The sequence below is a fragment of the Citrobacter sp. CK181 genome (assembly GCF_030333595.1).
Taxonomy (GTDB): domain Bacteria; phylum Pseudomonadota; class Gammaproteobacteria; order Enterobacterales; family Enterobacteriaceae; genus Citrobacter_B; species Citrobacter_B koseri.
On the sequence record NZ_JAOWFN010000015.1, the window covers coordinates 131,402 to 148,870 of the forward strand.

General features: G+C 56.8%; 18 protein-coding genes. 12 read left to right on the top strand and 6 right to left on the bottom strand.

Going from position 1 to position 17,469, the window contains the following annotated elements:
• Nucleotides 1-26 precede the first annotated feature (26 nt).
• The 6 genes from hypB (at nt 27) to OGW17_RS17935 (ending at nt 6,231) form a co-directional block, all read left to right on the top strand.
• The gene (hypB, locus tag OGW17_RS17910) at nt 27-899 is read left to right on the top strand and encodes a hydrogenase nickel incorporation protein HypB (RefSeq protein ID WP_012134839.1); all 873 of its coding nucleotides are present in this window, start codon (nt 27-29) and stop codon (nt 897-899) included.
• Entirely contained in the window at nt 890-1,162 is a 273-nt protein-coding gene (gene hypC / locus OGW17_RS17915; protein ID WP_047461662.1) for a hydrogenase 3 maturation protein HypC, read from the top strand. The genes hypB and hypC overlap by 10 nt, the downstream gene beginning before the upstream one ends.
• The gene (hypD, locus tag OGW17_RS17920; RefSeq protein WP_012134841.1) at nt 1,162-2,283 is read left to right on the top strand and encodes a hydrogenase formation protein HypD; all 1,122 of its coding nucleotides are present in this window, start codon (nt 1,162-1,164) and stop codon (nt 2,281-2,283) included. The genes hypC and hypD overlap by 1 nt, the downstream gene beginning before the upstream one ends.
• On the top strand, nt 2,280-3,290 hold the full coding sequence (gene hypE / locus OGW17_RS17925; protein WP_071257928.1) for a hydrogenase expression/formation protein HypE: 1,011 nt from the start codon (nt 2,280-2,282) through the stop codon (nt 3,288-3,290). The genes hypD and hypE overlap by 4 nt, the downstream gene beginning before the upstream one ends.
• A gap of 389 nt (nt 3,291-3,679) precedes the next feature.
• The gene (gene flhA / locus OGW17_RS17930) at nt 3,680-5,758 is read left to right on the top strand and encodes a formate hydrogenlyase transcriptional activator FlhA (protein WP_024130895.1); all 2,079 of its coding nucleotides are present in this window, start codon (nt 3,680-3,682) and stop codon (nt 5,756-5,758) included.
• Between the two features lie 44 nt (nt 5,759-5,802).
• Nucleotides 5,803-6,231, top strand: coding sequence for a TOBE domain-containing protein (locus OGW17_RS17935; RefSeq protein ID WP_012134844.1), 429 nt, complete (start codon nt 5,803-5,805; stop codon nt 6,229-6,231).
• Nucleotides 6,232-6,307: 76 nt separating this feature from the next.
• On the opposite strand, the gene OGW17_RS17940 is transcribed toward OGW17_RS17935, so the two are convergent.
• Entirely contained in the window at nt 6,308-6,652 is a 345-nt protein-coding gene (locus tag OGW17_RS17940; protein WP_024130896.1) for a nitrous oxide-stimulated promoter family protein, read from the bottom strand.
• Between the two features lie 187 nt (nt 6,653-6,839).
• On the opposite strand from OGW17_RS17940, the gene sitA reads away from it, so the two are divergent.
• The 5 genes from sitA to mutS all read left to right on the top strand — a co-directional run bounded on the left by sitA (nt 6,840) and on the right by mutS (nt 12,981).
• Complete coding sequence (sitA, locus tag OGW17_RS17945) at nt 6,840-7,757, top strand: iron/manganese ABC transporter substrate-binding protein SitA (protein WP_047461652.1); 918 nt, start codon at nt 6,840-6,842, stop codon at nt 7,755-7,757.
• Nucleotides 7,754-8,575, top strand: a complete 822-nt coding sequence (gene sitB, locus OGW17_RS17950) for an iron/manganese ABC transporter ATP-binding protein SitB (protein WP_058668011.1) — start codon at nt 7,754-7,756, stop codon at nt 8,573-8,575. Before sitA ends, sitB begins: the two co-directional genes overlap by 4 nt.
• Nucleotides 8,572-9,432 (top strand): iron/manganese ABC transporter permease subunit SitC, encoded by an 861-nt coding sequence (sitC, locus tag OGW17_RS17955; protein ID WP_012134848.1) that lies wholly within the window; start codon nt 8,572-8,574, stop codon nt 9,430-9,432. The genes sitB and sitC overlap by 4 nt, the downstream gene beginning before the upstream one ends.
• Nucleotides 9,423-10,271 carry an iron/manganese ABC transporter permease subunit SitD gene (gene sitD, locus OGW17_RS17960; protein WP_071257927.1) on the top strand — a complete coding sequence of 283 codons (849 nt, stop codon included), beginning with the start codon at nt 9,423-9,425 and terminating at the stop codon, nt 10,269-10,271. The genes sitC and sitD overlap by 10 nt, the downstream gene beginning before the upstream one ends.
• A 148-nt stretch (nt 10,272-10,419) precedes the next feature.
• Nucleotides 10,420-12,981, top strand: a complete 2,562-nt coding sequence (gene mutS, locus OGW17_RS17965) for a DNA mismatch repair protein MutS (protein WP_012134851.1) — start codon at nt 10,420-10,422, stop codon at nt 12,979-12,981.
• 47 nt (nt 12,982-13,028) lie between these two features.
• Here mutS and OGW17_RS17970 read toward each other — a convergent pair whose 3' ends face one another.
• The 4 genes from OGW17_RS17970 to OGW17_RS17985 all read right to left on the bottom strand — a co-directional run bounded on the left by OGW17_RS17970 (nt 13,029) and on the right by OGW17_RS17985 (nt 15,697).
• Nucleotides 13,029-13,322 (bottom strand): hypothetical protein, encoded by a 294-nt coding sequence (locus OGW17_RS17970; RefSeq protein WP_175479743.1) that lies wholly within the window; start codon nt 13,320-13,322, stop codon nt 13,029-13,031.
• A gap of 107 nt (nt 13,323-13,429) precedes the next feature.
• The gene (locus OGW17_RS17975; protein WP_012134852.1) at nt 13,430-13,666 is read right to left on the bottom strand and encodes a non-oxidative hydroxyarylic acid decarboxylases subunit D; all 237 of its coding nucleotides are present in this window, start codon (nt 13,664-13,666) and stop codon (nt 13,430-13,432) included.
• Between the two features lie 10 nt (nt 13,667-13,676).
• Nucleotides 13,677-15,104, bottom strand: a complete 1,428-nt coding sequence (locus OGW17_RS17980; RefSeq protein ID WP_071257925.1) for a non-oxidative hydroxyarylic acid decarboxylases subunit C — start codon at nt 15,102-15,104, stop codon at nt 13,677-13,679.
• Entirely contained in the window at nt 15,104-15,697 is a 594-nt protein-coding gene (locus OGW17_RS17985) for a non-oxidative hydroxyarylic acid decarboxylases subunit B (protein WP_071257924.1), read from the bottom strand. The genes OGW17_RS17980 and OGW17_RS17985 overlap by 1 nt, the downstream gene beginning before the upstream one ends.
• Nucleotides 15,698-15,865: 168 nt before the next feature.
• Here OGW17_RS17985 and OGW17_RS17990 point away from each other — a divergent pair, with 168 nt between their 5' ends.
• Nucleotides 15,866-16,270, top strand: coding sequence for a MarR family winged helix-turn-helix transcriptional regulator (locus OGW17_RS17990; RefSeq protein WP_071257923.1), 405 nt, complete (start codon nt 15,866-15,868; stop codon nt 16,268-16,270).
• Nucleotides 16,271-16,420: 150 nt separating this feature from the next.
• On the opposite strand, the gene rpoS is transcribed toward OGW17_RS17990, so the two are convergent.
• A complete protein-coding gene (gene rpoS / locus OGW17_RS17995) occupies nt 16,421-17,413 on the bottom strand; it encodes an RNA polymerase sigma factor RpoS (RefSeq protein WP_000081498.1) in 993 nt (330 codons plus the stop codon).
• Nucleotides 17,414-17,469: the final 56 nt, after the last annotated feature.

A 17,469-nucleotide genomic window follows, 5' to 3' on the forward strand; every position in this document is an offset into this window, starting at 1 on the left:
CGCAAGATAGAGATCAGGAGTGAGCGATGTGTACGACATGCGGTTGCGGTGAAGGCAACCTTTATATAGAGGGAGATGAGCATAATCCCCATTCGGCGTTTCGTAGCGCGCCTTTTGCCCCGGCGGCTCGCCCGGCGCTGAACATCACCGGCGTGAAGACATCCGCCTTTACCCCGAGCCAGACCGCCGAAGGCGATCTGCACTACGGTCACGGTGAAGCGGGAACCCATGCGCCGGGTATGAGCCAGCGCCGGATGCTGGAAGTCGAAATTGACGTGCTGGACAAAAACAACCGTCTGGCCGAGCGCAACCGCGCCCGCTTCGCCGCCCGCCAGCATCTGGTGCTCAACCTTGTCTCCAGCCCCGGTTCCGGTAAAACCACCCTGCTGACCGAAACGCTGATGAAGTTAAAAGACAGTGTGCCGTGCGCGGTGATTGAAGGCGACCAGCAGACGGTCAACGACGCCGCCCGCATCCGCGCGACCGGTACGCCCGCTATTCAGGTCAACACCGGCAAAGGCTGCCATCTTGATGCGCAAATGATTGCCGATGCCGCTCCGCGTCTGCCGCTGGCCGACAACGGTATTCTGTTTATCGAAAACGTCGGCAACCTTGTCTGCCCGGCCAGCTTTGACCTCGGCGAGCGCCATAAAGTGGCAGTGCTTTCCGTTACGGAAGGCGAAGACAAGCCGCTGAAATACCCGCATATGTTCGCCGCCGCTTCGCTCATGCTCCTGAACAAAGTCGATCTGCTGCCGTACCTCAATTTTGACGTTGAGAAGTGCATCGCCAGCGCCCGGGAAGTCAATCCTGACATTGAGATCATCCTCATCTCCGCCACCAGCGGCGAAGGGATGGATCGGTGGCTGAACTGGCTGGAGGCACAGCGATGTGCATAGGCGTTCCGGGGCAAATTCGCTCCATTGACGGCAATCAGGCGAAAGTCGATGTCTGCGGCATCCAGCGCGATGTCGACCTGACGCTGGTTGGCAGTTGCGATGAGAGCGGTGAGCCGCGTCTGGGCCAGTGGGTGCTGGTTCACGTTGGTTTTGCCATGAGTGTGATTAACGAAGCGGAAGCGCGCGACACCCTCGACGCGCTGCAAAACATGTTTGATGTCGAACCGGACGTCGGCGCTTTGTTATATGGCGAGGAAAAATAATGCGTTTTGTTGACGAATATCGCGCACCGGAACAGGTGATGCAGTTGATTGATCACCTGCGTGAACGTGCCGCGCATCTCCCTTATACCGCCGAACGTCCGCTGCGCATCATGGAAGTGTGCGGCGGTCATACGCACGCCATCTTCAAGTTCGGCCTCGACCAGCTGCTGCCCGACAACGTGGAGTTTATCCACGGCCCCGGTTGCCCTGTCTGCGTGCTGCCGATGGGCAGAATTGACAGCTGCGTGGAGATCGCCAGCCATCCTGAGGTGATTTTCTGCACCTTTGGCGATGCCATACGCGTACCGGGGAAACAGGGTTCGCTATTGCAGGCCAAAGCCCGTGGCGCAGATATCCGCATTGTTTATTCGCCGATGGATGCCCTGAAACTGGCGCAGGAAAACCCAACGCGCAAAGTCGTTTTCTTCGGTCTGGGATTTGAAACCACCATGCCGACCACCGCCATCACGCTGCAACAGGCGAAGCTTCGCAACGTGCAGAACTTTTACTTTTTCTGCCAGCACATCACGCTTATTCCAACGCTGCGCAGCCTGCTGGAGCAGCCGGATAACGGAATTGACGCGTTTCTCGCACCGGGTCACGTCAGCATGGTGATCGGCACCGACGCCTATAGCTTCATCGCGACGGATTTCCATCGTCCTCTGGTGGTGGCGGGATTCGAACCGCTTGATCTACTGCAAGGCGTCGTTATGCTGGTTGAGCAGAAAATAGCCTCCCATAGCCAGGTTGAGAACCAGTACCGTCGCGTGGTGCCGGATGCCGGTAATCTGCTGGCGCAACAGGCTATCGCCGAGGTGTTTTGCGTCAACGGCGACAGCGAATGGCGCGGGCTGGGCGTGATTGAATCGTCTGGTGTCCACCTGACGCCAGACTACCAGCGCTTTGACGCCGAAGCGCACTTCCGCCCGGCGCCGCAACAGGTGTGCGACGATCCGCGTGCGCGCTGCGGAGAAGTGCTCACCGGCAAGTGCAAACCGCACCAGTGCCCGTTATTTGGCACGACCTGTAACCCGCAGACGGCGTTTGGCGCGTTAATGGTCTCCTCCGAGGGGGCATGCGCCGCCTGGTATCAATATCGTCAGCAGGAGTGTGAAGCATGAACAGCGTACAACTTGCCCACGGCAGCGGCGGTCTGGCCATGCAGCAGCTGATTAACAGCCTGTTTATGGAAGCTTTTGCCAACCCGTGGCTGGCTGAGCAGGAAGATCAGGCGCGTCTTGAACTGGCGCAACTGGCGGCGGAAGGCGACCGCCTGGCCTTCTCCACCGACAGCTATGTTATTGACCCGCTGTTTTTCCCCGGCGGCAATATCGGCAAACTGGCGATTTGCGGCACGGCCAACGACGTGGCGGTCAGCGGCGCGATCCCGCGTTATCTCTCCTGCGGCTTTATCCTCGAAGAAGGTCTGCCGATGGAGACGCTGAAAAGCGTGGTGAACAGCATGGCGGCAACCGCGCGCGAAGCCGGTATCGCCATTGTGACCGGTGATACCAAAGTCGTTCAGCGCGGCGCGGCGGATAAGCTGTTCATCAACACCGCCGGGATGGGGGCGATTCCCGCCAATATTCACTGGGGGGCGCAGACATTAAGCGTAGGAGATGTGCTGCTGGTCAGCGGCACGCTCGGCGATCATGGCGCAACGATCCTCAATTTGCGTGAACAACTGGGGCTGGATGGCGAACTGGTCAGCGACTGCGCGGTATTAACCCCGCTGATTCAGACGCTGCGCGATATTCCAGGCGTGAAAGCCTTACGCGATGCGACGCGCGGCGGCGTGAATGCTGTCGCCCATGAGTTTGCCGCCGCCTGCGGCTTCGGTATTGAGTTGTCCGAATCCGCGCTGCCGGTCAAACCGGCAGTGCGCGGCGTCTGCGAACTGCTGGGGCTGGATGCGCTTAACTTTGCCAATGAAGGCAAACTGGTGATCGCCGTTGAGCGTCAGGCCGCAGACGCGGTGCTTGACGCGCTGCGCGCGCATCCGCTGGGCCGCGATGCGGTGCCGATCGGCGAGGTGGTTGAACGCAGAGGTGTTCGCCTGGCCGGTCTGTATGGCGTGAAACGTACCCTTGATTTACCCCACGCCGAACCGTTGCCGCGTATATGCTAGCGCCTGATGGCGCTGTGCTTATCAGGCCTACGGTTCAATGCAGTTTGTAGGCCGGATAAGGCGTTTACGCCGTCATCCGGCAAAGGTGCCTGATGGCGCTGCGCTTATCAGGCCTACGGTTCAATGCAGTTTGTAGGTCGGATAAGGCGTTTACGCCGCCATCCGGCAAAAGCACCTGATGGCGCTGTGCTTATCAGGCCTGCGGTTCAATGCAGTTTGTAGGCCGGATAAAGCGTTTACACCACCATCCGGCAAAGGCGCCTGATGGCGCTGTGCTTATCAGGCCTACGGATGGACAGGCCTGCGGTGATACCCAAAATATATTACCTATATCTATAATTTATTTACCGTTTTCGCACCGCATCGCGGTGCTTTTCTGGAAAAGCAACATGTCGTATACACCGATGAGCGATCTCGGACAACAAGGTTTGTTCGACATCACTCGTACATTATTGCAGCAGCCCGACCTGGCGTCGCTCAGTGAAGCGCTTTCGCAACTGGTCAAGCGCTCAGCGCTGGCCGACAGCGCGGCTATTGTGTTATGGCAGCCACAGACACAACGCGCGCGTTATTATGCAACTCGCGAAAATGGTAAACCTGTCGCGTATGAAGACGAAACCGTGCTGGCACATGGCCCGGTTCGGCGCATTCTCTCGCGTCCCGATGCGCTGCATTGCAATCATCACGAATTCAGCGAAACCTGGCCGCAACTGGCGACAAACGGGCTGTACGGTGAATTTGGCCACTACTGTTTGCTGCCGCTGGCCGCTGAAGGGCGCATTTTTGGCGGCTGCGAATTCATCCGCCAAAACGACCAGCCGTGGAGCGAGAAAGAGTACGAACGTCTGCAAACCTTCACCCAGATTGTCGCAGTGGTCGCTGAGCAAATTCAGTGTCGGGTCAGCAATAACGTTGACTACGATCTCCTGTGCCGTGAGCGCGACAACTTCCGCATTCTGGTGGCGATCACCAATGCCGTGCTTTCACGGCTGGACATCGACGAACTGGTGAGCGAAGTCGCGAAAGAGATCCACCACTACTTTAATATCGATGCCATTAGTATCGTCCTGCACAGCTCCCGCAAAAATAAGCTGAGCATCTATTCCACGCATTATCTGGATGAACATAATCCCGCGCATGAACAAAGCGAAGTGGACGAAGCGGGAACGCTCTCTGAACGGGTTTTCAAAAGCAAAGAGATGCTGCTGATTAACCTGAACGAGCGGGATACGCTTGCGCCGTACGAACGCATGCTGTTCGACACCTGGGGCAACCAGATACAGACCCTGTGTCTGCTGCCGCTGATGTCCGGCAATACAATGCTCGGCGTGCTGAAGCTGGCGCAATGCGAAGAGAAAGTGTTTACCACCGCCAACCTCAAACTGCTGCGCCAGATTGCCGAACGCGTGGCGATTGCCGTGGACAACGCCCTCGCCTATCAGGAGATTCACCGGCTGAAAGAGCGTCTGGTCGACGAGAACCTGGCGCTTACCGAGCAGCTCAATAACGTGGATAGCGAATTTGGCGAGATAATCGGTCGCAGCGAAGCCATGTACAACGTGCTCAAGCAGGTGGAGATGGTGGCGCAAAGCGACAGCACCGTCCTGATCCTCGGTGAAACAGGAACCGGTAAAGAGCTGATTGCCAGGGCGATTCATAATCTGAGCGGGCGTAACGCACGGCGAATGGTGAAGATGAATTGCGCGGCGATGCCCGCCGGGCTGCTGGAAAGCGATCTGTTTGGTCACGAGCGCGGCGCCTTTACCGGCGCCAGCGCGCAGCGTATTGGTCGTTTTGAGCTGGCGGATAAAAGCTCGCTGTTTCTTGATGAAGTGGGCGACATGCCGCTGGAGCTACAGCCGAAACTGCTGCGCGTACTTCAGGAGCAGGAATTTGAACGTCTGGGCAGCAATAAACTGATCCAGACGGACGTCAGGCTGATCGCCGCCACCAATCGCGATCTGAAAAAAATGGTGGCCGATCGTGAGTTCCGCAACGATCTCTATTACCGTCTGAACGTCTTTCCGATCCAGCTCCCGCCGCTGCGCGAGCGCCCGGAGGACATTCCGCTGCTGGTCAAAGCCTTCACCTTTAAAATCGCCCGCCGGATGGGGCGCAACATCAACAGTATTCCTGCCGAAACGCTGCGCACGCTGAGCAATATGGAGTGGCCGGGGAACGTCCGCGAGCTGGAAAACGTCGTCGAGCGCGCCGTTCTGCTGACGCGGGGCAACGTGCTGCAACTCTCGCTGCCGGACATGGGAATGCTCACGCCGGGCGCGCCGCCGGTCGCCACCGAAGTCGCCCAGGAGGGCGAGGATGAATTTCAGCTCATTATGCGCGTGTTGAAAGAGACAAATGGCGTGGTGGCGGGGCCAAAAGGCGCCGCGCAGCGTCTGGGGCTGAAGCGCACCACCCTGCTCTCTCGCATGAAACGATTAGGCATTGATAAAGATGCATTGGTATAGCATCTCTGGCTATACTGGCAGATATCTCAACGAAAGGAGGCAGTATGGCGGTATCAGCACGTAATCAACTGACCGGTACGGTTAGCGCAGTCGCAACAGGTGCGGTGAATGATGAAGTTGAACTGACGCTGGCGGGCGGCGCAAAACTGGTGGCGATTGTCACTCACAGCAGCCAGCAGGCGCTGGGTCTGACAAACGGAAAAGACGCCATTGCTTTGATTAAAGCCCCCTGGGTTACTCTGGCAAGCGAAGATTGCGGCCTGAAGTTCTCCGCCCGCAACCAGTTTGCCGGTAGCGTATCTCAGGTGACGGAAGGCGCAGTCAACGCGACTGTACACATCAAAACCGACGCTGGTTTTGAGATTGTGGCCGTTGTCACCAATGAGAGTCAGGAAGAGATGAAACTGGCGCAGGGCAGTCGCGTTATTGCGCTGATTAAGGCGTCAGCGATTCTGATTGCGACCAAAGCGTAATGGTGTTGCCCGATGGCGCTAACGCTTATCGGGCCTACGCAACTGCGATTAACTCCCGCCATCCGGCAAGACACATTTATTTCTTGCGCTGATACTTTTCCGGCAATTCCGGGACGGGGCGTTTGTCATCAATAAGGTGACGGATGGTCAAAATCGGATGGCGCCAGAGCATTCTTGGGCCTGCCCAACGCATGATCTGCTTCATCTCCTCACGCTTCGCGGGCTGATAACAGTGCACCGGACACTGCTTACAGGCCGGTTTTTCCTCGCCAAACACGCACTTATCCAGCCGCTTTTGCGCATAGGCAAACAGCGCATCGTAATGACCTTGCTCGTTTGAGGCCTGCGGGCACTGGCTCTCGTACAGCGCGATCATTTTTTTAATCGTCAGTTTTTCACGAGCAATACGCTTACCGGACATGATGCCTCCACAAATAAGTTGCATAAATAATACACCTTATCTTCTCTCAGGACTATCACCCTAAGGTGACACATCCTTAGCGCCCTACGTAAATAAGAATTATTTTCATTTATCTATACCTTGTGCTATATAACATAGCAAAGGCTATATTCGATGAATAATTAACCGCATTATGATGAGGGATACTATGCCGCACTTGCTCCGTCTGAAATCCATTCTCCTTGCCAGCGCGCTGGCGATGCTTGCGCTGTCGCCTGCTTATGCAAAAGATAAATTTAAGGTCATCACAACGTTTACCGTCATCGCCGACATGGCGAAAAACGTAGCGGGCGATGCGGCGGACGTCAGTTCAATCACGAAGCCTGGCGCGGAGATCCACGAGTATCAGCCGACGCCCGGCGACATTAAGCGGGCGCAGGGCGCGCAGCTGATCCTCTCTAACGGCCTGAACCTGGAGCTGTGGTTCGCCCGGTTCTACCAGCACTTATCCGGCGTGCCGGAAGTTACGGTATCCAACGGCGTGAAGCCGATGGGCATTACCGAAGGGCCGTATAACGGCAAACCCAACCCGCACGCCTGGATGTCGGCGGAAAATGCGCTGATTTACGTGGATAACATTCGCGATGCGCTGGTGAAATACGATCCAGATAACGCCGCGACGTACCAGAAAAACGCCGAAAACTATAAAGCCCAAATCCGCCAGACGCTCGATCCACTACGCGACGCGCTGGCGAAGATTCCTGCCGACAAGCGCTGGCTGGTGACCAGTGAAGGGGCATTTTCCTATCTGGCGCGCGATAACGACCTGAAAGAGCTGTACCTCTGGCCGATCAACGCCGATCAGCAAGGCACGCCTAAACAGGTACGCAAAGTGATCGATGCGATCAGGGAACATCACATCCCGGCGGTGTTCAGCGAAAGTACCGTTTCCGATAAACCGGCCCGCCAGGTCGCGCGTGAATCCGGCGCACACTACGGCGGTGTGCTATATGTTGATTCTCTGAGCGCTGCCGACGGTCCGGTGCCGACGTATCTGGATCTGCTGCGCGTCACAACTGAAACCATCGTCAGCGGCATCACTGACGGGCTGAGGAGCCAGAAATGAGTCAATCTGCGATTACCGTTGATCGCGTCACGGTGACGTATCGCAATGGTCACACTGCCCTGCGGGACACGACGTTTCAGGTGCCTGGCGGCTCAATTGCCGCGCTGGTTGGCGTCAACGGTTCAGGGAAATCGACGCTGTTTAAAGCATTGATGGGGTTTGTCCGACTGGCGAAGGGAGAAATCGCCATCCTGCAACAGCCCGTCAACAAAGCGTTGAAACAGAATCTGATCGCCTATGTCCCGCAATCTGAAGAGGTGGACTGGTCGTTTCCGGTACTGGTGGAAGATGTGGTGATGATGGGGCGCTACGGCCATATGGGGTGGCTGCGCCGCCCCAGCGCGCGCGATCGTGAAAGCGTGGACGCCGCGCTGGCGCGGGTGGACATGCTGGAATATCGCTATCGGCAGATTGGCGAGCTTTCCGGCGGGCAGAAAAAACGCGTCTTTCTGGCCAGAGCCATCGCCCAGGACGGGCAGGTTATTCTTCTGGATGAGCCTTTTACCGGCGTTGACGTGAAAACCGAAGCCCGCATTATTGCCCTGTTGCGCGAGCTGCGCGATGAAGGCCGCACCATGCTGGTTTCAACGCATAACCTCGGCTCGGTAACGGAGTTTTGCGATTACACGGTGATGATCAAAGGCACCGTGCTGGCGAGCGGCCCGACGGAAACCACCTTCACCGCTGAAAACCTCGAACTGGCGTTCAGCGGCGTATTGCGTCATGTGGCGCTGAGCGGCGGCGAGGAGCATATCATCACCGACGACGAGCGTCCCTTTATCTCACGGCGCGCAGCAGGCGGAGGAGAATCATCATGAACTGGCTTGTGGAACCGTTCGGCTACCAGTACATGCTCAACGCCATGTGGGTCTCGGCAATGGTCGGCGGCCTGTGCGCCTTTCTCTCCTGCTATCTGATGCTTAAAGGTTGGTCGCTGATTGGCGACGCGCTTTCCCACTCCATCGTCCCCGGCGTGGCGGGCGCGTATATGCTGGGGCTGCCCTTCTCTCTCGGCGCGTTTCTCTCCGGCGGCCTGGCGGCGGGCAGCATGCTTTTTCTCAACCAGCGTTCACGCCTGAAGGAAGACGCGATTATCGGTCTTATCTTCTCCTCTTTCTTTGGCATCGGGCTGTTTATGGTTTCGCTCAATCCGATGTCGGTCAACATCCAGACCATTATCCTCGGCAACGTGCTGGCTATTGCGCCGGAAGATATTCTGCAACTGGCGATCATCGGTACGGTCTCTCTGGTGATTTTGCTGCTGAAGTGGAAAGATCTGATGGTGACTTTTTTCGACGAAAACCATGCGCGATCGATTGGGCTTAACCCCGCCCGGCTGAAGCTGCTGTTTTTCACGTTGCTGTCGGTCTCCACCGTCGCCGCTCTGCAAACCGTCGGCGCTTTTCTGGTGATCTGTCTGGTGGTCACGCCTGGCGCCACCGCCTGGCTGCTGACCGATCGTTTTCCGCGCCTGTTAACCATCGCCGTCGCCATCGGCAGCCTGACCAGCTTTTTCGGCGCCTGGCTCAGCTACTGGCTGGATGGTGCGACCGGCGGGATCATCGTCGTCCTGCAAACGCTATTGTTTCTGCTGGCGTTTATCTTCGCTCCGAAACACGGCCTGCTTGCCAACCGCCGTCGTGCGCGCCTGAATAAGGAGACCCCATGCGCTTAACCGCCTTACTGGAACCCTTCCAGTTTGATTTTATGATCAACGCGCTCATGGTCTCGGCAATTGTGGCGATCCCCTGCGCGTTATTGTCGGTGTTTCTGGTGCTGAAAGGCTGGGCGTTAATGGGCGACGCCATGAGTCACGCCGTGTTCCCCGGCATTGTGCTGGCCTATATCGCCGGTATTCCGCTGGCCATCGGCGCGTTTATTGCCGGGCTATTCTGCGCGGTTGCCACCGGCTATCTCGACGATAACAGCCGCATTAAGCGCGATACCATCATGGGAATCGTCTTCTCAGGAATGTTTGGCGCAGGGCTGGTGCTGTACGTTTCTATCCAGTCTGAAGTCCATCTGGATCATATTCTGTTCGGCGATATGCTGGGCGTGTCCATCAGCGACATTCTGCAAACGGCGCTGATTGCGCTGGGTATTGCGCTGATTATCGGGCTGAAATGGAAAGATTTTTTACTGCATGCCTTCGATCCGCACCAGGCAAAAGCCAGCGGCCTTAATACCGCCCTGCTGCATTATGGCCTGTTGTGCATGCTCGCGTTGACCATCGTCGCAACGCTGAAATCGGTGGGGATTATTCTTTCCATCTCGCTGTTAATCGCCCCTGGCGCGATTGCGATTTTGCTGACGCGACGTTTTGCCCGCGCGCTGATGCTGGCGGTCACGCTGTCTGTCGTCACCTCTTTTCTCGGCGTTTATCTGTCGTTTTTCCTCGACAGCGCCCCTGCGCCAACCATCGTGGTATTGTTCACTGCGATCTTCATCGTGGCATTTATTTACGCTACGTTGCGGGAGCGGCGTTCCGAAATGCGGCTCAAACAGCAGTTATAAAAATCAGAAACGGAATAAGGATCGATAAGTCGTCCATCGCTGCTTTCCCTGAAATGCGTATCTCCGTTATCATGTGCCCCTTATGTGATAACAACGAAAAGAAAAAGCATCGCAATCCATTTAAAATCAGGGAACTGGACACGACTCCATGAGTACAATCGATAATCTCGACGCCCATACCCCCATGATGCAGCAGTATCTCAAGCTGAAAGCCCAGCACCCGGAGATCCTGCTGTTTTACCGCATGGGCGATTTTTACGAACTGTTTTACGACGATGCACGCCGCGCCTCGCAATTACTCGATATTTCGCTGACCAAACGCGGCGCATCGGCGGGCGAACCGATTCCGATGGCGGGCATCCCGCATCACGCCGTCGAAAACTACCTTGCGAAGCTGGTCAATCAAGGGGAGTCCGTCGCAATCTGTGAACAGATTGGCGATCCGGCCACCAGCAAAGGCCCGGTTGAACGTAAGGTCGTGCGCATCGTTACGCCTGGCACCATCAGCGATGAAGCGCTGTTGCAGGAGCGCCAGGACAACCTGCTGGCCGCCATCTGGCAGGACAGCAAAGGCTACGGTTACGCCACGCTGGACATCAGCTCCGGGCGTTTTCGCTTAAGCGAACCGGTTGACCGTGAAACGATGGCCGCAGAATTACAGCGCACTAACCCGGCAGAACTGCTGTACGCCGAAGATTTTGCCGAAATGGCGCTGATCGACGGCCGCCGTGGTTTACGCCGTCGCCCGCTGTGGGAATTTGAAATCGATACCGCTCGCCAGCAGCTAAACCTGCAATTTGGTACACGGGACCTGATCGGCTTTGGCGTAGAGAACGCACCACGCGGACTGTGCGCCGCAGGCTGTCTGTTGCAGTACGTCAAAGACACCCAGCGCACTTCACTGCCGCACATTCGCTCCATTACGATGGAACGCCAGCAGGACAGCATCATTATGGATGCCGCCACGCGCCGCAACCTGGAGATCACCCAGAACCTGGCGGGCGGCGTGGACAATACGCTGGCTTCGGTGCTCGACTGCACCGTCACGCCAATGGGCAGCCGTATGCTCAAACGCTGGCTGCATATGCCGGTGCGCGACACGAAAACCCTGATCGAACGTCAGCAGACCATTGGCGCGTTGCAGGATGTGACCAGTGAATTGCAACCGGTGCTGCGTCAGGTGGGCGACCTGGAGCGTATCCTCGCCCGTCTGGCCTTGCGTACCGCCCGACCACGCGACCTCGCCCGTATGCGTCACGCCTTCCAGCAGTTACCGGAACTGCGCGCACAGCTTGAAACCGTAACCAGCGCCCCCGTGCAGAACCTGCGCGAGAAAATGGGCGAGTTTACCGAACTGCGCGATCTGCTGGAACGCGCCATTATCGACGCGCCGCCGGTTCTGGTGCGCGACGGCGGCGTTATTGCGCCGGGCTACAACGAAGAGCTGGACGAATGGCGCGCGCTGGCTGACGGGGCGACCGACTATCTCGATCGTCTGGAAATCCGCGAGCGTGAACGTACCGGGCTGGATACGCTGAAAGTCGGCTTTAACGCCGTACACGGTTATTACATCCAGATCAGCCGTGGGCAAAGCCACCTGGCGCCCATTAACTACGTCCGCCGTCAGACGCTGAAAAACGCCGAGCGCTACATTATTCCCGAGCTGAAAGAGTACGAAGACAAAGTTCTGACCTCTAAAGGCAAAGCGCTGGCGCTGGAAAAACAGCTTTATGACGAGCTGTTTGATCTGCTGCTCCCTCACCTGGCAGAGCTGCAACAGAGCGCCAATGCGCTGGCTGAACTGGACGTGCTGGTCAACCTGGCTGAACGCGCATATACGCTGAATTATACCTGTCCGACCTTTAGCGATAAGCCCGGCATTCGTATTACCGAAGGTCGCCATCCGGTTGTCGAGCAGGTGCTGAACGAGCCGTTTATCGCCAACCCGCTGAACCTTTCCCCACAGCGCCGGATGCTGATTATCACCGGGCCGAACATGGGGGGTAAAAGCACCTATATGCGTCAGACCGCGCTGATTGCGCTGCTGGCGTATATTGGCAGCTACGTGCCTGCGCAAAGCGTTGAGATTGGCCCGATCGACCGCATCTTTACCCGCGTAGGCGCGGCGGACGATCTGGCTTCCGGTCGTTCAACCTTCATGGTCGAGATGACAGAAACCGCCAATATTTTGCACAACGCGACCGAAAACAGTCTGGTTTTGATGGACGAAATCGGTCGCGGCACATCGACCTATGACGGCCTGTCGCTGGCGTGGGCGTGTGCGGAAAATCTGGCGAATAAGATCAAAGCGCTGACGCTGTTCGCCACCCACTACTTCGAACTGACGCAGTTGCCGGAGAAAATGGAAGGCGTCGCGAATGTGCATCTGGACGCGCTGGAGCACGGCGATACCATCGCCTTTATGCACAGCGTGCAGGACGGGGCGGCAAGCAAGAGTTACGGTCTGGCGGTAGCTGCGCTGGCGGGCGTGCCGAAAGAGGTGATCAAACGCGCGCGGCAGAAGCTGCGCGAGCTGGAAAGCCTCTCGCCGAATGCCGCCGCGACCCAGGTGGACGGTACGCAGATGTCGCTGCTGTCGGTTGCGGAAGAGACCTCTCCTGCCGTTGAAGCGCTGGAGAACCTCGACCCTGACTCTCTGACGCCACGCCAGGCGCTGGAGTGGATCTACCGGTTGAAGAGTCTGGTGTAAATCAGAAACGCCCGGTGGCGCTACGCTTACCGGGCCTACAAGAAGCATCACAATACGTAGGCCGGATAAGGCGTCAGCCGCCATCCGGCACAACGCCCGATGCACAGGCCAGCAAAACACCCCCCAATCCGTAGGCCGGATAAGGCGTAGCCGCCATCCGGCACAACGCCCGGTGCACAGGCCAGCAAGACACACCACAATCCGTAGGCCGGATAAGGCGTCAGCCGCCAGCCGGCACAACGCCCGATGCACAGGCCAGCAAGACACAGCACAATACGTAGGCCGGATAAGGCGTCAGCCGCCATCCGGCACAATGCCCGGTGCACAGGCCAGCAAGACACAGCACAATCCGTAGGCCGGATAAGGCGTAGCCGCCATCCGGCACAACGCCCAGTGCACGAACCAGCAAGACACACCACAATCCGTCAGCCGCCATCCGGCTTTTTTATTAACGCTTATCTTCCGCCAGCAGCGGTGGAATGCCCGGCACCATCGGCGCTTGATCAATATCTTTCTGCGTCATGCGAAACGCTTGCGGATAATGTTCGCGGCTGGTACGGCGTAGCGGCTCGGTATCACGCCAGGTGTACAGACAATGCTGGCACTGATACACCGTCCAGATCCCTTTGACCGGAGAGGTCGCCATCAATTCAATATGTTCATCAGCACAACGTGGACAAATCATCTGCTACTCCTTATTTACGGTTGGCCAGCATGGCAGTCAGCTTTTCAGCCCAGGCTTTGGTTTCCGGTAAATCACATACCGGCTGGCTGTAGTGGCCGCGATTATCCGGCGCAACCGGCGTTGTGGCGTCGATGATCAGTTTGTCAGTGATCCCCGCCGGGCTTGAGCCTGGGTCCAGTTCCAGCACCGACATGTTCGGCAGTTGCACCAGATCGCCTGCCGGGTTGACCTTCGACGACAGCGCCCACATCACCTGCGGCAGGTTGAACGGATCGACATCCTCATCAACCATAATCACCATCTTCACATAGCCCAGACCGTGCGGCGTGGTCATTGCCCGCAGGCCGACCGCGCGGGCAAATCCGCCGTAGCGTTTTTTGGTCGAGATAATCGCCAGCAGACCGTGGGTATACATGGCGTTAACCGCCTGCACTTCCGGGAACTCCGCTTTCAGCTGCTGATACAGCGGCACACAGGTCGCTGGCCCCATCAGGTAGTCAATTTCAGTCCACGGCATCCCGAGGTAGAGCGATTCAAAAATCGGTTTAGTGCGATAAGACACTTTGTCGATGCGCACCACCGTCATATTGCGCCCACCAGAATAATGGCCGGTAAACTCGCCAAACGGCCCTTCAATTTCACGCTTACGGCTTTCGATCACCCCTTCAAGGATCACTTCTGAACCCCACGGCACATCAAAGCCGGTCAGCGGCGCGGTGGCGATCGGGTATGGGCTTTCGCGCAGCGCGCCCGCCATTTCATACTCAGACTGATCGTATTTCAGCGGCGTGGCGCCCATCAGAGTAATGATCGGATCGTTACCGAGCGTAATAGCAATCGGCAGATCTTCGCCACGCTCTTCCGCCTTATGCAGATGCAGCGCGATATCGTGCATTGGCACCGGTTGCAGGCCCAGCTTACGCTTGCCTTTCACTTCCATCCGGTAGATACCCACATTCTGCTTGCCGAAGTGATCCGGGTCGAGCGGATCGCGGGAGACGACACAGGCTTTATCCAGATAGAAGCCGCCATCGCCATCGTTGAGGCGAAACAGCGGCAGAATATCAAACAGGTTGATCGCCTCGCCATCAACGGTGTTTTCCGCCCACGCCGGGTTGACACGGCGCTCGGGGGCGACGGGGAACGTGTCCCAGCGGCGGATAAATTCATCAATTTGCTTTTTTACTGGCGTATTAGGCGGCAAGCCTAAAGAGATGGCATGGTTCTGCCAGGAGCCAATAGTGTTCATCGCCACGCGCGCATCCGTGAAGCCACGGATATTGTCGAACCACAGCGCCGGCGCTCCGTCGCCAATGCGCCCGGTTGCGTTAGCCGCAGCAGCCAGATCCGGCTCTGCATTCACTTCTTCACTGATTTTCAGCAGTTGCCCCTGCTCGTCGAGCGCCTGCAAAAAGCTGCGTAAGTCATCAAATGCCATTATTCATTCTCCTGTGAAAAATTCTGCGCCTGCTGCAACCCCTGCCAGCGCCGGGCACGCGGATGCTCCAGACCAAACTGATCCAGCACACGCGCCACAATATGCTGCGTAATATCATCAATGGTTTGCGGATGGTTGTAGAAAGCAGGCATGGGCGGCACCATCGCGACCCCCATGCGAGAAAGGGCGAGCATGTTTTCCAGATGGATCGTGCTGAGCGGCATTTCACGCGGCACCAGCACCAGTTTGCGCCCTTCTTTCAGCACCACGTCGGCGGCACGGCCAACTAACCCCTCGGCATATCCTGCGCGAATCCCCGCCAGCGTTTTCATACTGCAAGGAATAATGATCATGCCGTCGGTGCGAAATGAGCCGGAAGAGATCGTCGCCGCCTGATCCGCCGGGTTATGGCAGTAATCAGCCAGTCCGGCAACATCTCGCGCACTGTAAGGTGTTTCCAGCTCAATGGTCGTTTTGGCCCACTTAGACATTACCAGGTGTGTTTCTACTGTCGGCATTTGCCGCAGCGCCTGTAGCAGCGCAATGCCTAGCGGCGCCCCCGTTGCGCCGGTCATCCCCACAATCAGTCTCATTCATTACTCCACCTTTGTTCGTATACGAACGTTTTAGATAAAATACGCTACCCGGAATACCTGGACAAGCTTCATTCCCCATAGCCGCACGGAGAGCTAAAAGATTGAGCATTATAAAAATTGCTACAACCCGTTATGATAGCAACAGATATTTTGCCAGGAGCGCACATGGAGTTACGAAACACAGCGTTTCATCTGTTACGTCAGCTTTTTCAACAGCATACGTCCCGCTGGCAGCACGAATTACCGGAACTGACCAAGCCACAGTATGCGGTAATGCGCGCTATTGCTGAGCATCCAGGCATTGAGCAGATTGCCCTAATGGAGGCGGCGGTCAGTACAAAAGCGACGCTGGCGGAGATGCTAAGCCGAATGGAAAGCCGGGGACTGGTGACGCGGGAAAGCGATCCACAAGATAAACGCCGCCGCTTTGTTTATCTTACTGGCGAAGGAGAAACGCTGCTGACCAGCGCCATGCCGTTGGGGGATCGTGTGGATGATGAATTTTTAGGGCGCCTGAGCGACGATGAGCGCAAACAGTTCACGCAGCTGGTGCGCAAGATGATGGGGTAAAGTCAGCCTGGGATATTTTTGTCAGCCCGATAAGTAAAGCTCCATCGGGCAATAAGTGCCGGATGGCGGCTACGCCTTATCCGGCCTACGAACTGACGCCCAAAGAAAAAGGCCAGTCGCGAGACTGGCCTTTTTTTGACGAATAATCACTTACTCACGGAACAGCGCTTCGATATTCAGCCCCTGAGTCTGCAAAATTTCACGCAGACGACGCAGGCCTTCAACCTGAATCTGACGAACACGTTCACGGGTGAGACCAATTTCACGCCCCACATCTTCCAGTGTCGCCGCTTCATACCCCAGCAGACCGAAACGACGTGCCAGCACTTCACGCTGTTTGGCGTTCAGTTCGAACAGCCATTTGACGATACTCTGTTTCATATCATCATCTTGCGTGGTGTCTTCCGGGCCGTTCTCTTTTTCATCGGCCAGGATATCCAGCAACGCTTTTTCGGAATCACCACCCAGCGGGGTGTCTACCGAGGTTATGCGCTCGTTGAGACGAAGCATACGGCTGACGTCATCAACCGGTTTATCCAGTTGCTCTGCTATCTCTTCCGCGCTCGGTTCGTGGTCCAGTTTATGCGACAACTCTCGTGCGGTACGCAGATAGACGTTCAGCTCTTTAACAATGTGAATCGGCAGTCGAATCGTACGGGTTTGGTTCATAATGGCCCGTTCGATCGTCTGGCGAATCCACCAGGTAGCGTATGTTGAGAAACGGAACCCACGTTCAGGGTCAAACTTCTCGACGGCACGGATAAGCCCCAGATTGCCCTCTTCAATCAGGTCCAGCAACGCCAGTCCACGATTGCCATAACGGCGGGCAATTTTTACCACCAGACGCAAGTTACTCTCAATCATGCGACGGCGAGAGGCAACATCTCCACGCAGTGCGCGACGCGCAAAATAAACTTCTTCTTCGGCCGTTAACAGTGGCGAATAACCAATCTCACCAAGGTAAAGCTGAGTCGCGTCCAACACACGCTGTGTGGCCCCTTGCGATAACAGCTCCTCTTCAGCCAGGTCGTTATCACTGGGTTCCTCTTCACTCAAGGCTTTTTCGTCAAAAGCCTCTACTCCGTTCTCATCAAATTCCGCGTCTTCATTTAAATCATGAACTTTCAGCGTATTCTGACTCATAAGGTGGCTCCTACCCGTGATCCCTGGACGGAACTAGCAAGTGCAAGCCTGGTTCC